This window comes from Nocardia sp. 852002-51101_SCH5132738, from assembly GCF_001665695.1.
GTDB lineage: Bacteria > Actinomycetota > Actinomycetes > Mycobacteriales > Mycobacteriaceae > Nocardia > Nocardia nova.
Window position 1 is genome coordinate 1 of the sequence record NZ_LZML01000020.1, and the last position, 14,521, is coordinate 14,521.

15 protein-coding genes are annotated in these 14,521 nt (G+C 66.0%); 3 read left to right on the forward strand and 12 right to left on the reverse strand.

Annotated features, from left to right (window positions below; genetic code table 11):
• The 3 genes from A5789_RS36240 to A5789_RS36245 all read right to left on the reverse strand — a co-directional run.
• A partial coding sequence (locus A5789_RS36240) for a transposase (protein ID WP_231956624.1) occupies positions 1 to 292 on the reverse strand: 292 nt, incomplete at its 3' end.
• A gap of 258 nt (positions 293 to 550) precedes the next feature.
• A complete protein-coding gene (locus A5789_RS02355) occupies positions 551 to 1,063 on the reverse strand; it encodes a MaoC family dehydratase (protein WP_082940422.1) in 513 nt (170 codons plus the stop codon).
• A 187-nt stretch (positions 1,064 to 1,250) separates the two neighbouring features.
• Positions 1,251 to 1,556 carry a hypothetical protein gene (locus A5789_RS36245; RefSeq protein ID WP_064902501.1) on the reverse strand — a complete coding sequence of 102 codons (306 nt, stop codon included), beginning with the start codon at positions 1,554 to 1,556 and terminating at the stop codon, positions 1,251 to 1,253.
• Positions 1,557 to 1,955: 399 nt separating this feature from the next.
• Here A5789_RS36245 and A5789_RS02365 point away from each other — a divergent pair, with 399 nt between their 5' ends.
• The gene (locus A5789_RS02365) at positions 1,956 to 2,762 is read left to right on the forward strand and encodes an SDR family NAD(P)-dependent oxidoreductase (RefSeq protein WP_064902502.1); all 807 of its coding nucleotides are present in this window, start codon (positions 1,956 to 1,958) and stop codon (positions 2,760 to 2,762) included.
• A gap of 98 nt (positions 2,763 to 2,860) precedes the next feature.
• Positions 2,861 to 4,753 carry an ATP-binding protein gene (locus tag A5789_RS02370; RefSeq protein ID WP_064902503.1) on the forward strand — a complete coding sequence of 631 codons (1,893 nt, stop codon included), beginning with the start codon at positions 2,861 to 2,863 and terminating at the stop codon, positions 4,751 to 4,753.
• A gap of 181 nt (positions 4,754 to 4,934) precedes the next feature.
• Here A5789_RS02370 and A5789_RS02375 read toward each other — a convergent pair whose 3' ends face one another.
• The 3 genes from A5789_RS02375 to A5789_RS02380 all read right to left on the reverse strand — a co-directional run bounded on the left by A5789_RS02375 (position 4,935) and on the right by A5789_RS02380 (position 7,440).
• Positions 4,935 to 5,486: a flavin reductase family protein gene (locus tag A5789_RS02375; RefSeq protein ID WP_063013168.1), complete on the reverse strand. Its 552-nt coding sequence runs from the start codon at positions 5,484 to 5,486 to the stop codon at positions 4,935 to 4,937.
• Positions 5,486 to 5,638, reverse strand: a complete 153-nt coding sequence (locus A5789_RS36250; protein ID WP_156747591.1) for a hypothetical protein — start codon at positions 5,636 to 5,638, stop codon at positions 5,486 to 5,488. The genes A5789_RS02375 and A5789_RS36250 overlap by 1 nt, the downstream gene beginning before the upstream one ends.
• 98 nt (positions 5,639 to 5,736) lie before the next feature.
• Positions 5,737 to 7,440 (reverse strand): 3-ketosteroid-delta-1-dehydrogenase, encoded by a 1,704-nt coding sequence (locus tag A5789_RS02380; RefSeq protein WP_064902504.1) that lies wholly within the window; start codon positions 7,438 to 7,440, stop codon positions 5,737 to 5,739.
• A gap of 160 nt (positions 7,441 to 7,600) precedes the next feature.
• Here A5789_RS02380 and A5789_RS02385 point away from each other — a divergent pair, with 160 nt between their 5' ends.
• Positions 7,601 to 8,125 (forward strand): nuclear transport factor 2 family protein, encoded by a 525-nt coding sequence (locus tag A5789_RS02385; RefSeq protein WP_064902505.1) that lies wholly within the window; start codon positions 7,601 to 7,603, stop codon positions 8,123 to 8,125.
• 53 nt (positions 8,126 to 8,178) lie between these two features.
• Here A5789_RS02385 and A5789_RS02390 read toward each other — a convergent pair whose 3' ends face one another.
• From A5789_RS02390 to A5789_RS02415, 6 genes are all read right to left on the reverse strand, one after another.
• Positions 8,179 to 8,439 carry a hypothetical protein gene (locus A5789_RS02390; RefSeq protein ID WP_064902506.1) on the reverse strand — a complete coding sequence of 87 codons (261 nt, stop codon included), beginning with the start codon at positions 8,437 to 8,439 and terminating at the stop codon, positions 8,179 to 8,181.
• On the reverse strand, positions 8,436 to 9,629 hold the full coding sequence (locus A5789_RS02395; protein WP_064902507.1) for an NADH:flavin oxidoreductase: 1,194 nt from the start codon (positions 9,627 to 9,629) through the stop codon (positions 8,436 to 8,438). The genes A5789_RS02390 and A5789_RS02395 overlap by 4 nt, the downstream gene beginning before the upstream one ends.
• Entirely contained in the window at positions 9,626 to 11,617 is a 1,992-nt protein-coding gene (locus A5789_RS02400) for an NAD(P)/FAD-dependent oxidoreductase (protein ID WP_064902508.1), read from the reverse strand. The genes A5789_RS02395 and A5789_RS02400 overlap by 4 nt, the downstream gene beginning before the upstream one ends.
• The gene (locus A5789_RS02405; RefSeq protein WP_064902509.1) at positions 11,614 to 12,498 is read right to left on the reverse strand and encodes an SDR family NAD(P)-dependent oxidoreductase; all 885 of its coding nucleotides are present in this window, start codon (positions 12,496 to 12,498) and stop codon (positions 11,614 to 11,616) included. The genes A5789_RS02400 and A5789_RS02405 overlap by 4 nt, the downstream gene beginning before the upstream one ends.
• Entirely contained in the window at positions 12,498 to 13,385 is an 888-nt protein-coding gene (locus A5789_RS02410; protein WP_063013180.1) for an SDR family NAD(P)-dependent oxidoreductase, read from the reverse strand. The genes A5789_RS02405 and A5789_RS02410 overlap by 1 nt, the downstream gene beginning before the upstream one ends.
• A 109-nt stretch (positions 13,386 to 13,494) precedes the next feature.
• Positions 13,495 to 14,463: an alpha/beta hydrolase gene (locus tag A5789_RS02415; RefSeq protein WP_063013182.1), complete on the reverse strand. Its 969-nt coding sequence runs from the start codon at positions 14,461 to 14,463 to the stop codon at positions 13,495 to 13,497.
• Positions 14,464 to 14,521 lie beyond the last annotated feature (58 nt).

Consider the following 14,521-nt stretch of genomic DNA (forward strand, 5'->3'; position numbering starts at 1 on the left):
GACGCTGGACCCCGACCGTGTGCACACCCTTCTTCAGGTCGCCGGTCTCATCGACCACCAGTGTCGCGTCGACCTCGCCCAAATGCCCGACCACGTAGTCGCGCAGGTCATCTCGCAACCCGTCCTCGTCGAGGACCGCGGACGCGAGCAGGTGCTGCATCGCATCCGGCGAGCGATCACCGGCATACTCGGCCAGTGTCCAGCAGTTCTTGGCCGGCAGCTCCGATATCAGCCCGGTCAGCATCCGCCCGGCAGTCGCACGGGTCTCGGCTCGCGCGAACCGTGACCCGATCGCGCCGGTGAACTCGTCGAACTGTCGCCGCCACCGTGGGGCGGCTACGCTGTCGAACACGGCCACCGCCAATTCAGTTGTGTCCCACACAAACACAACCTGATCACGCGGTGGCCGCCCAACTCCCGGCACCCTGAACAGCAGAATCGTTGTCTACGAAGTCCGGCTGGAGTACTAGCCGCATACATCCTCACTTCTTGCCGAATCCTTTTTCGCCGGTCTCGCACCTGCCGCGGTCGTCGGTTGCGCAACGCGCCGTCATTCGATCCAGCGGCTCAGTTTGTCGACTACACATGCCGGCTTTGCTGATCCTTCGATTTCCACAGTCACTCGGATAGTGGCCTGCACCCCTCCTGGCACGTCGGTGCACGCCAGGATTTCGCCGCTACCACGCACGCGCGACCCCGCCGGCACCGGAGCCGGGAACCGGACGCGGTCGGCGCCGTAGTTCACCCCCATGGAGACGTTCCGAACGTTGATCAGTTGCGGCAGAAAGAGATTGCACAGCGCCAGCGTGAGATATCCATGCGCGATCGTCGACCCGAACGGTGAGCTTTTCGCGCGTTCGACGTCGACATGAATCCACTGGTGATCGCCCGTCACTTCGGCGAAGCCGTCGATCCGTTGCTGGTCGATCAGGACCCAATTCGTAGGGCCGAGCACAGCGCCGGCTGCACCACGCAGACCAACCAGGCCGTCGACCACCAACGGTCCCGCATCCGGATTTTCCGGTGTCGTTGCGGGGGTGGAAATCTTCTGAACGATACTCATCGGCAATCTCCTTCGTTCAAGGCACAGCGAGATCCAGCCCGCAAGCGTCTCGGCTGGCGCAGCAGTTGCGCGAGCGGAGTCCGACTCGGTCCGGTGTGAGTGTCAGGCGAGAAGAGCGGACTCTCGGCAACGCCTATCCGGAAGGTCGGCAGCAGCGCAGTTTCGGCGGCATCCGGCGGTAATGCGATCACGGCTGGGAGGCGGGGACGTCGAGCGGCGCATCGGCCGGATACTCGTGCGGCGCCATCGCATAGGTTTCGGTGAGCAGCGCGATGAATGCCGGGTCGGTGATCGGGTCCGTCGGTTCGCTGCAGGCGATCCCACGGGTACGCAGCTCGGCAAGCACCATGTCGAAAACGGTCTCCATGGGGTGCTGCTGTGTCGACGTGCCCATCGGAGTTCCTTCCATCTGTCGCTGCGCATCGCCCGGCGCGGCAGGGCGAATCACATGTCGGGCCCGCAAGGTGTCCGCGCGGCCTTCGGCCGGCTCCACTGCGCTTCTCTCGGACAGGGTGCGGCGTTTCGCGACCTCCCGAATCTGTTCGCCCGGCGGACGTTACCGGCGTGATACGAAGGCGCTGAGCGAATTTCCCGCTCAGCGGAAGCGTGGTCACCATTATCGACCTGCACGTCCTCCGGGGCAGGAAGTAATACGCCTGCGACCGGGACGACGACCCTCTCCGCAGCTCAACGCTTTCGGTCGCTTACAGCATCGGCAATACCGAGTACACCGGCCGGACCATCCCGCCTTCGCTGCGACGATACGCACAATCACCGACTGGATCGCGGCGCATCGCAACCAGTATCCCGGCCAGTGAAATCACCCTGTTGAACAATCGCTGCGCCTGAGCATGCTGAGCGCATCGGTGACGAACAAAGGAGTACCACCACAATGACTACGCTGCAGCGCTACGCCGATCGCCGAGTCCTGGTGACGGGGGCCGGATCCGGAATCGGACAGGCGACGGTTCTGCGCATCCTGTCCGAGGGCGGCCGGGTCGCGGCCGCGGACATCAGCGCCGACGGCCTGAAGGATACGCACGCCAAAGCAGGCGGCGACGCAGAGCGCCTGACCACCGTCGTCATGGACATCGGTGCCGAGGAATCGGTGAAAACCGGTGTAGCCGAAGCGGTCCGGGAGCTCGGCGGCCTCGACGCACTGGTGAACGCGGCAGGGATTCTGCGCTCGGCACACTTCGAGCAGACCACCGTGGCCGACTTCGAACAGGTGATCCGAATCAATCTCATCGGCACCTTCGTGGTGATCCGGGAAGCCCTGCCGGCGCTGCGCGAGGGTACCGGCCCGGCGGTGGTGAACTTCAGCTCCACCTCGGCGCAGTTCGCTCACCCGTACATGTCGGCCTACGCGGCCTCGAAGGGCGGTATCCAGGCGATGACCCACGCGCTGGCCATGGAATTCAGCAAGCAGGGTATCCGCTTCAATTCCGTTCAGCCGGGCTCGATCTCGTCGGGCATGACCGACGGCACCGGCGAAGCCAAGCAGAGCGTGGGCCCTGGCCTACCCGCCGACGCCGACTTCGCCCTGTTCGGCAAGACCGCGCCGATGCTGCCGCTTCCCGACGGCGCCATTTTCGCCCAGCCGGACGCGGTGGCCGCGGTGGTCGCGATGCTCGCCTCCGCCGACGCATACTTCGTCACCGGCGCCGAAGTCCGCATCGACGGCGGCTCACACATGTGACAGGCGGTCGGAAGCAATTCCGGAAGCGATTTCGAAAATACTTCCGCTCAACGGGATTCCGGCTCCGGAAGCAGACGTGGCCACCTTAGCGTTCGGCCGTGTTCAGGCCCCGGATCGGCATCCGCACCCGCGTCGTCGCGGTGGCGGCCATTCCCTGCATGTCGTTGTTGCTCGTCGCCGTAGGCGCCGCAGGTCACTTCCTGCAAACCGGCCAGCACGCCCGTGATTGGGCGGCCCAGAACCGTCGCGCACTCGAGCCGGTGGTCACCATGGTCGAAGCGATGCAACAGGAACGGCAGCTGACCATGGTGGCCGCCCAGCGGGCACAGCCGGTCCCGACTCTTGCATCGGCACGCGCGCACGTCGACCACGCGCTTGCCGACCTCACTCCTATGGGCGAGGCGCTGGCCGCTATCGATCCCACCGGATTCCGCGACGTCCTCGGCAACTCCGTGACGGTACTCGCGAAGCTGCCCGCCACCCGCTCGGGCATCGATGCCGGCACGCTGAACGCCGACGATGCCTACGATTACTACAACCGAGCAGTCGAGGTCATCACCACCGGATCGGCCGTCGCGGCGCAGCGCGCACCCGATACGGCCACCGCGCGGGAATTGAGTACCGGGCTGTCCATGTTTCGCGCGGTAGAGGCGATGTCCCGGGCTCATGCGCTGGCCGCAGCGGCCACACCCCGCGGATTCACCGCCGAACAGCTGCAGCGTTTCACCCGTGAGGTCGGCTACTACCGGATCGCGCTGGACCACTTGGCATGGCAGCTTTCCGGTCCGCAGCGAGATCGGCTGCGCGCGTTGTCCGACAGCGGCGACTGGCGCACGACCATCGCCGCCGAAGATGCGCTGATCGTCGCCGCGCCCGGAGCCGGCATCGTCGGCGACGCCGCATCGGAAGCAGCCGCGCACGCAACATCCGGACTACTCGAACTCTGGCGCGCGCAGAATGCCGCCGCCGGGGCGTCGGCGCAAGCGGCCGGTGACCGGATCTCGCACCGCTCGATGCTCGCCGCTTTCGCGGCGGTTGCCATCGCGGTGATCGCGGTCGCGGCCGCGCTCGTCGCCGCGGACCGGCTGGCTCGCCGGCTGGTGCGCCTGCGCACCGACACCACCGACCTGGCCGAGCGACGCCTGCCCGCCATCATGAGCCGTTTACGCCGTGGAGAGCAGGTGCAGATCGACAATGAAGTCGTCCGACTCGATCCGGGCGCCGACGAGATCGGGGATGTGGCCGCCGCCTTCAACCAGGCACAGTTCGCGGCGATATCGGCTGCCGCTTCGGAGGCTGCCACCCGTAACGGCGTCCGGGCTGTCTTCGTCAACATCGCCCATCGGAGCCAGCTCGTGGTGCACCGGCAACTCGAGGTGCTCGACCAGGCAGAACGTGACGCCGATGATCCGAACTATCTGCAGACCCTGTTCGCACTGGACCACCTGGCGACCCGCGCCAGACGCAATGCCGAAAACCTGATCATCCTCGGTGGGGAACGCCCCGCCCGGCGCTGGCGCAATCCGGTGTCGCTGTTCGACATCGTGCGCAGCGCTGCGGCCGAAACCACCGACTACCAGCGCGTGGACATCACCCGACTGCCCGATGTGCGAATCGCCGGTCATGTGGTCGCCGACGTCGTTCACCTGCTGGCGGAACTGATGGACAACGCCACCGCGTTCTCCCCGCCACAGTCGCGGGTGCGCGTCGACGGCCGTGTGATCGGTGGCGATGTGCGCTTGGCGGTGTGCGACCAAGGGCTCGGCATGGAGCCCGCAGAATTGGGGCGGCGCAACGAGCTTCTCTCGGCGGCACCGGATTTCGGCATCGCCGCACTGACAGGCGACTTCCGCCTAGGCCTGTTCGTGGTGGCCGCACTCGCCGGACAGCACGGACTGTCGGTGCGGCTGACCGAATCCGAGTACGGCGGTATCAGCGCGGTCGTATCCATCCCCGCGACGCTGTTGTCCTCGTCCGAGGCCATCGAGTAGGCGACGCGAGGTCGTCGACCACGAATCCGAGGTGATGGATACGTGAACCTGATTGCCGCACAGGAGAATTCGGTACCGCGCGCATGCGGTGTGCGTCGGACAGACCGATGCGTTGCAGAGTCCGGTGTTCGACACCGTCGGTGAGGCATGCATAGTTCGATTCCTCGAAAACCGTGCTGCCTCACCCCCACCGCCAGGTGTCCAGTGGCATCCATGTGCTGGACCGTGGATCGGGTTCGGGGGCCAGCTGTTTGAATGCGGAGCGATGAAACAGCAGCGGAGGGCCCGCATGCTGCACGTCCGCTTCGATCACCCGGCCGATCACGATGGTGTGATCACCGCCGTCGACCTCACGCTCCAGCGCGCAGGTCAGTGACGCGATCGCTCCCTCCAGCCTGGGGGCGCCGTTCGCCGCGGGATGCCAGGTGATTCCGGCGAATTTGTCGGCGCCGCTCATCGCGAACTGCCGGCACAACCCTTGCTGGTCGGCAGCGAGGATGTTCACACAGAACTGTCCGGATTCCCGGATATGTGGCCAGGTCGAGGAGGTGCGGGCCGGGCAGAAACAGATCAGCGGCGGATCCAGGGACAGTGACGAAAACGACTGGCAAGTAAATCCGACGGGTTTGCCGGCGGAGATCGCTGTGATCACGGTGACCCCGCTGCAGAAATGGCCCAGCACCGCCTTGTAGTCCGAGGCCCCCAGTCCGTTGTTTTCCGATGCGCGGGCCACTACTGCTGCTCCTGTCCGGTGTCGCCCAGTACGACCCGGGCGCCGGGCATCGAGAATCGGTGGGCGTGTGCGGCACTTCGGCCGCGGCCCGCTCCGGTGATGAGCACAACCTTGTCTTGTAGTCCCAGCCACTCTTCGGTCGTGTCGTTCATGCCGCCTCCGGATCGGTCGACGGCGGCCCGTGCCGGCTGCCGGCGCCGATCGTCTTCATCGATATGCGTTGGAGTGGAGCGCTTTTCACCATTGTCGTCTAGGCCGGCTCGGTCGTCTCCTGCGCGGCGTGGCGCGCGGCGATGTACCCGAAGACCAGCCCCTGGCCGATGGTCGCCCCGGCTCCGGGATAGCTGGCGCCGAAGGCGTTCGCGGCGGTGTTGCCGATCGCGTACAGCCCTTCGATGACGCCGCCGTCTTCACGCAGGACCCGCGCGTCCTGGTCGGCGACCACCCCACCGCAGGTGCCCAGATCGCTGAGAATCATCTTGACCGCGTAGTACGGGGCTTTCCGCAGCGGTGCCAGATTCGGGTTCGGCGAAACGGTGGGATCGCCGTAATAACGGTCGTAGGCGCTTGCGCCGCGCGCGAATTCCGGATCGGTTCCGGTCTCGGCGTAGCGGTTCATGTTCTGGAAGGTCTCGGTGAACGCGTCCTCGGGTACCCCGATAGCCCGCGCGAGTGCAGCGGGATCGTCGGCACGGTGGGCGATACCGGACTCGAACCAGGCCTGCGGAAGGGGCTGGCGGGGAAAGTACTGTCCGGCAAGGATGTAATTGTTGCGGTAACGCTGATCGAATACCAGCCACATCTGTTCGGCCGGATCTCCTCGCCGCTCCCGCGACAGCAGGGCCTGTCCGAACGACATGTAGTCCATCGCCTCGTTCACGAAGCGCCGGCCGGTCTGGTCGACGACGAACGAGCCCGGCAGCGAGCGTTCGGCGAGCATGACCAGCGGCGCCGCGCCGGGCAGTGGCGCGAAAGCGGGAAACCACCATGCCTGATCCATCAGCGCGGTCCCGGCACCGAGTTCCTGGGCCGCAGTGATGGCGTCACCGGTGTTGCCCTCGGATCCCAGACTGGCGTCGGCATCGAGCCGCGGCGACTGGAACTTGTACCGCGCGGCCATATCGTGATCGAAGCCTCCGGCGGCCAGCACCACCCCTCGCCGCGCGGTCACCGTGACCTCACGATCACCTTGGCGCACCACCGCGCCGGCGACCCGGTCGCCGTCACGAATCAGCCGGACCAGGCTGGTCTCGGTCCACACCGGAATTCCCGCTCGCAGCACGCCCGCGAACAGACCCGCTGCCAAAGCCTGTCCCCCGGCCAGATATTCGCGTCCGATCACCATGCCGCCGATACCGAGGGCCGCCCGCCGCAGAATGCGCGAGAACGCCTTGATCGGTTTGCGCGCAACAAGATTCATCCACTTGTAGTCCGCGCCGGTGACCGGCATCGGCACCGGCGCCTCCATCACACCGGGACGCAGCCGCGGACGCTGCTCCCCCAGGATCGAGGCATCGAACGGGCGGCACTCGCACGTCCGGCCCTCTGCCCGGCCGCCGGGCTCCTCCGGGTGGTAGTCCGAATAGCCCTTCGCCCAGAAGAATCGCATCGGCGTGGTCCGCTCGAGCATCTCGACCGCCGCGGCACCGGCATCGAGGAAAGCCTGCCCACGCTCGGCAGGAGCGGTATCACCAACGACCGACCGCAAATATGCGCGCGCCTCGGCCAGATCGGGGTCCGAATCGGGCAGGCTGGAGTTACCCGGAATCCAGAACGCACCACCGGACCGCGCGGTCGAACCACCCACATAAGCGGTTTTCTCGACGATCACACTCGACAGCCCCTGTTCGTGGGCCGCCAGCGCCGCGGCCATACCGGTGCCGGAACCGACGACCAGTAGGTCGACGATCACCTCGTGGGCGGTCGTGAGCGGGGGCATCGGCTTCTTCGCCATGATTCGGAACTCCACTCTCAGGGGTGGGACGGATTGCCCCAACCTAGATTCGCGCGAACGGCAGTCGAACGTGGTCTTCCATTCAGTGGGAGAGCCCGCGAATTCCGCTGAGCGGAAACGGCTTCTGTCGCACCGGCCGGTGCCCGGTTAGCGTCCGGACATGAGTAACACGTGGAGCAGAGAAGAACTGGAATCGGCGTTTCAGACCTGGCATGCGACGGTCACCCGCGCGGCCTCGGGCACGGGCAGCTGGCGCGAATTCGTCGACCTGTTCACCCCCGACGCCGAATATCACGAGCAAATGGTCGGAGTTCTGAAAGGACCCGACGCCATCTGGGCGTGGGCCGAGCCGACCCTCGCGCAGTTTCCGGGTTCCGCGATGACCTCGTTTCCCGATTATTGGCATCTGATCGACGACGTCAACGGTGTGATCGTGGTGAAGCTGAACAATCTGATGCGCGATCCGGGTGACGGCTCACAGATGGGCGCCGACAACATCAGCATTCTGACCTACGCCGGGAATGGAAAGTTTTCCAAAGAGGAAGATATCTACGATCCCGCCGAATTCGTCCGGCTCGTTCCCGAGTGGTGCCGACGTGCCATGGAACTCGGCACTCTCGGCGAAGCCGAGCTGGCATGGTGCAAAAAGGCGCTGCCCGCAGCAGAATCGGACTCCGTCTCGTAAGCGCTCAGGCCGGGTGCGCCCGCGTGGTCGCGGGCTCACCCGGCGCGCGTTTCTCAGTGCAGCCGCGGGATATCGTCACCGGTCGGCAGTTGAATTCTGGATTCCGGCAGGGCGTGTTCGCGCACCGCGCGGTCGATCCGGCGACGCAGGACATCGCAGCCGCGTTCCTGATGCCCCACACCCCGGCCCTGGGCCGCGATCACCGGGCATCGTCCGGCCTCGCCGGTCCACTGGACAGACGTGTGCGCCGCACTGAATTTCTCGATCAGCACGCGCTGGCCGCACTGCTCGCAGTCGAGCGGACGGATGGTCATCGCGCGGCCGATTGCGGCACGGCCAATACGCAGTGCGTGTCGTAGAAGATCGTCGGCATGCACTTGTTGCAATGGATGCACAACGACTTCGTCTGGTTATCCTTCGCGATCCGGTTGATCAGATCCGGCTCGCGCAGCAGGGCACGAGCCATCGCGACGAATTCGAATCCCTCGGCCATCGCGGTGTCCATAGCAGCCTTGTCCGTGATGCCGCCCAGCAACACGAGCGGCATCGACACGTTCGCCCGGATCTGGCGCGCCGCGTCGAGCATGAACAGATCTTCGTACGGATAGTCGTGCAGGAAGAATTTGCCCGCGACCTTCACGCCGAACCGCATCAGCGGTGACATGACCGCGGCGAATTCGTTCAGCGGTGCCTCGCCTTTGAACAAATACATCGGATTGAGCAGGGAACTGCCGATGGTGAGTTCGATGGCGTCCAGACTGCCGTCGGCTTCCAGCCACTGCGCGACCTGGATTGCCTCGTCGAGCCAGAACCCGCCCGGCACACCGTCGTCCATGTTCAGTTTGGCCAGTACCGCGATGCGGTCCCCTGCGGCCTCGCGCACCTCCGCGGCGACCTCGCGAACGAGGCGGGCGCGATTGCGCAGTGAGCCACCGTAGGAATCCTTGCGCCGGTTCAGGGCCGGGCTCAGGAACGAACTCGCGAAGTAGTTGTGGCCGAAATGGATTTCCACGGCATCGAATCCCGATTCGATCGCCAGCCGGGTCGCGGTGCCGTGAGCGGTGCGGATCCGGGCGATATCGGCGAGTGTCGCGGCATGGGTGAGCTGCGGACCCATCGGGCTGATCCGCCGCGACGCCGACAACGCCGGGTAGCCGTTGGATTTCGCGTTCGCCACCGGTCCGGCGTGACCGATCTGGGCCGACGCTGCCGCCCCCTCGGCATGGACAGCGTCGGTGAGCCGGCGCAGGCCGGGTATCGCCTCGTCGCGCATCCAGAGCTGATCGGCCTCGGTACGACCTTCCGGCGCCACCGCGCAATAGGCGACCGTCGTCATCCCGACTCCCCCGGCAGCCACCTGCCGGTGGAATTCGATGAGCTGATCACTGACCAGCGCACCCGGGGCCATGTGCTCGAAGGTCGCGGATTTGATGGTTCGGTTGCGCAGCGTCACCGAGCCCAACCGAGCCGGGGCGAGAACATCGGGAATCGAATTCGCGGTCACGACAATACCTTTCGATGCGGCAGGAAGGTCAGATCCTCGGGGTGCGGGGCGCGCAGCATGGTCCAGTAGTCGACGAGCCGCCACGGGCACGGCACGACCGCACGCCCCGCGGAATTGCGGTAGTACCCGTTGACCTGCGCGCCGGGGTGCACCCATACGGTCTCGTCGAGCGCCTCGTCGACGCGCTCGTTGTACTCGTCCTGCGCCCGCGGCTCGACATCCATCGCGGCGTGGTCGTTCTCGAGCAAGTACTGCAGGCACTCGATGATGTAGTGGACCTGCTCCTCACCGGTGATGTTGTGTCCAGCACCGTGATTGGGCGCGGAGTTCGGCCCGGCGGTGATGAACAGGTTCGGGAATCCGGAAACCTGTACTCCCAGGTACGCCCGCGGGTCCTCGCCGCCTTTCCAGATCTGCGCCAGCGTCGCGCCGTCGCGGCCGGCGATGTCGATCGTGGTGGTGAACTGCAGTTCGAATCCGGTCGCGAGGATGATCACGTCGGCGGGTATGACGGTGCCCTCGGTGGTCACGACACCGTCGGGTGTGATTCGCTCGAACGAGGCCCTGTGCAGGTGCACGTGGTCGCGGTTCAGCGCTTTGAAGAATCCGGGGTCTTTGACGATCCGCTTCGCGTAGGGGCGGAAATCGGGAGTCAGCTTTTCGACCATATCCGGCCGGTCCGGGAAGCTGTTGCGCAGATACTCCTGCGCGGTGCGCAGGACCATGTCGTTGGCCGGCGATGCGGACAGGTGGGTGGCCGCCCATTCCTTGTCGATACGCGGCAGCGGATAAAGGTTGTCGGAGGCGAACCAATAGGTGCGCAGCCGGAACCACTTGTCGTAGAAGGGCAGATGGGCCATCGCCCACTTCTCGCCGGCCGGGACGTCGCCGCCGACCGTCTTCTCCGGGACCAGCCAGTGCGGACTGCGCACGACCACGTCAAGGGTGTCGACCTCGTCGACGATGCTCGCTACGACCTGCACCGAGGTGCAGCCGGTACCGAGAACGACCACGCGCTTGCCGCGCAGATCGATCTCGGTATCCCATTCGGCGGTGTGCACGAGCGTCCCGGCGAAGGTGTCCTTACCCGGCACATCCGGAATGTTGGGGGAATTGAGCATGCCGAGCGCGGTGATCACCGCGCGGGCGCGGTGGTGGGTCAGCTCACCGTCGCGATCCTCGGTGACGACCTCCCAGCGGTTCTCCTGGTCCAGCCAGGTGGCCGATCGCACGCGGGTGCCGAATCGAATGTGCTCGCGCAGCCGGTATTTCTCGACTACACCGAGCAGGTATTCCTGATATTCCGGTCCGGTCGGGTAATACCGCGACCAGTTCGGGTTCAGCTCGAACGAGTAGGAGTAGTAGTGACTCGGGGTGTCCACAGCCGCGCCGGGATAGGTGTTGCGCTGCCAGGTGCCGCCGATATCGTCGCGCTCCTCGAAGATGGTGAACGGAAAACCCGCTTCCGCCAACTTGATTCCGGCGTTGATGCCGACGATCCCGGCGCCGATCACGACGACGTCGAAGTCCGCGGGCGGGGTGACCGTCACCGGGACATGGCGCCGATCCTTGGTGAATCCGGCCTGTTCCAGCAGTATCGGCACGAATTCGTCGTCCACCCGCTGCGCGGTGCAGACCGTCGCCATGCGTTGGAACAGCTCGTCGTCCGGAACATCCAGGGTTGCAACCGAATCGGGCGTCAAGACCTCGCGCGCGCGGGCGCGGATGTCCGCGGCGACATCGTCGGGATAGGTGCCGGGCGGGACCGTCGGACGCGTGCCGGTGCGGTAGTGATTGCCCGGCTCCTCGATCGTCAGGCGCGGACCGAATTCGTCGAGCAGTCCCACGTCGCCGGTTACGTGCACCATCGACATGAGCAGCGGCGCCACCTCGCACTCGTCGATGGCCCGGTGGAGTGCGGCCTCCGGATCGGAGGCGGCGGTAGCGTCGGAGGAAAATGGGACGCCGGTGACGATGGTCTCTGTCATGAGTTACCTTCCGGGAGTGGCACGCCCATCCGGGCGAGCATGTCTCGTGGATTCGCGGGCGGGCGCAGATTCAGCAGTTGGTCGCCACGCCTGGTCGCCGACGCCGTGCACATCTCGTCGTCGGAGAAGACCCAGAACTGCCCGCAGGCGATCTGTTCGACCATGTGCTCGGCTGCCGCGAGCGGGTCGAGTCCCTTTTCGACGTTGTCGCGCTGCATGGCGGCGAACACCGCATTGGCGGTGGGATCGGACGTGGGTGCTTCGCGCTGCGCGGCGAGGAAGATCTCGCTGCGGATCGAATGCGGCACCACGGCACTGACCTGGATCGGCGCGCCGATGATCGACAGATCCTGATGCAGGCATTCCGTCATCGCCTGCACCGCGAATTTGCTCACGATGTACGGCGACTGCACGGCGACGGTGTTGAGGCCGCCCACCGAGGACAGGTTCGCGATGCACGACGGGGATCCGGCTCGAATCATATGCGGCACAAAGGACTTCAGGCAGTAGAAGACGCCGTCGACGTTGATCTGCATCACCCGCCGCCATCGGGCCGGGTCGATCTCCCAGAGCAGTCCCGAGGACTCCACTCCGGCATTGTTGATCAGCAGCTCGACGCTGCCGTGCCGGTCGAAGATCGCCGCCGCCATGGTGTCGACGGCGGCCTCGTCGGCCACATCTACCCCGTACCCCTCGGCACCGCCGCCCTCGGCGACGATCTCGGCCGCGACCTCTGCCGCACGACCGGCATCGATATCGGCGACGACCACGGTCATGCCGAGGCTGCCGAGATGTCGAGCCAGGCCACGGCCGATACCGGCTGCAGCGCCGGTCACCACCGCGGTGCCCCGCGAGAATCGTTCCCGGGCGGCCGCGGTCATCACACGCCCTCCGGAAGAATGTTCGGGTTCGCCCACGAAGGTGGTTCTCGCCGTGGCAATTCGGCGCTGCCGTCCAGCGACATCACCGGAGTGTGCGTCGTATACGGGTAATGGAGGCTGAAGGCCACCAGGCCGGTGCGGTCGGCCGCCGGCACCGTGCACATCTCGAGCACGGTTTGCGCCAGGTACTCCACCGGCTCGGTCTCGTAGCCCTCGGGCAGTAGTGCCGACGCACCCGGAGTCATGATCGCCGTCGACGGGCCGACCGCGTTGACCGCGATTCCGTCGTCGAGCAGCTCCGCCGCCAGGCCTTGCGTGAAACGATGCAGCGCGGCCTTGGCCGAGGCGTAGACGACATCCCCGGAGGTCTTGTTGTACTCCCGGAACGGCCGGATCGGACTCAGCCCGGTCGAGGAACCGATGTTGACGATCCAGCCGGCCCCCTGTTTGCGCAGATGGGGAATCGCCGCCCGGCTCAGTACGAACGGCACTTCGAGATAGTGCTGCACGGTCCGATGGAACGTCGCGTCGCTCATCTGCTCGATCGAGCTGTAATCGGCGAAACCGGCGTTGTTGACCAGGATGTCGATGCCGCCGAGTTCCGCGACGACTGTGTCGATCAGCCGGCCGCGTTGTTCGGCGTCCTCGAGGTCGGCCGGGATCGCCACCGCGCGGCCACCCGCGGCCTCGATCAACTGCACGGTTTCGTCCAGCGAACCGGCCAGCAGATGGGTCGCGCCCGCACGCACCGCAGGGCTCGGCGCATGTGAGCGCGCGGTGACCACCACCGTCGCGCCCTCAGCCGCCAGACGCTGCGCGATCGCTCGTCCGATTCCGCGGCTACTACCGGTGACCAGGGCTTTCTTGCCACTGAGTCGCTGTGTCATGCTTACCTTCCGCATTCGCTGTGTCCGGGTTCACACCCGCATCCATCGTGGGCTGCCGACCAGTCCCGCTCGGCCACCGCTTCCGCTCAATGGGACAGTGAATCGGGCATCACTGGGACAGTGAATCGGGCACCGCCGCCGAGGCGAGAAGCTCACGCATCATGTGCCAAAGGTGCTGGCGCGCAGGCTCGGTCAGTGACAGGCTCGGGAAGGTCAGAAATCCGTGGAACAGCCCATCGAAGCGGTGGGCGGTTACCGCGTTCCCGGCATCGGCGAGACGGCGCGCGTAATCCTCACCGGCCGAGCACGGCGGATCCAACTCGGCGGTGGCCACCACCGCCGGCGGCAATCCGGCCAGGGACTCGGCCCGGCTGGGCACAAGATACGGACTGTCGGTGCCCTGCGGCGCGTACTGCTGCCAATACCAGCGCATGGCCGTGGTCGTGTTGTAGTACCCCTCGCCGTAGCGCTGGTAGGACTCGGTACCGAAATCGTCGTCGATCACCGGATAGAGCAGGACCTGCCCCGCGATCCGCGGACCGCCGCGATCGCGCGCGGCCAGGCTCACCGTCGCCGCCAGATTGCCGCCCGCGCTGTCTCCGGCGACAACGAGTCGAGTTGCGTCACCGCCGAATTCGCCGGCATGGGCGGCGGCCCACTGCACCGCCGCGTACATGTCCTCCATCGCCGCGGGGCCGGGGTGCTCGGGAGCACGCCGATAGTCCACCGACACCACGGCGACACCGACGGCTTGCGCCATCGATCGGCAGAACTCGTCGTGACTGTCGAGATCGCAGAAGACGAAACCACCGCCGTGGGCGAACACGACTACCGGAAGCAGTTTCGGCACATGGATTTCCGGCACGTACAGGCGCAGCGCCAGGTCTCCACCCGGTCCCGCGATCACCCGGTCCTCCGCCAGACGCATGGCGGGCATATGTGTCAGCGGAGCCCGCCGGGACACGATGATCTCGCGCAATTCGGCGGGGTCGTGCTCGGTGACATCCGGAAACGATTCCAGTGCCGACAGCATCGCCTCGACATCGGGATGCAGGTCGGACCGTCGTTGTCCGCCCATAGAGACCACGTCCTTACTTCGTTCGATGGGTACGCGACGGCACGCTCACGCCGTCCGC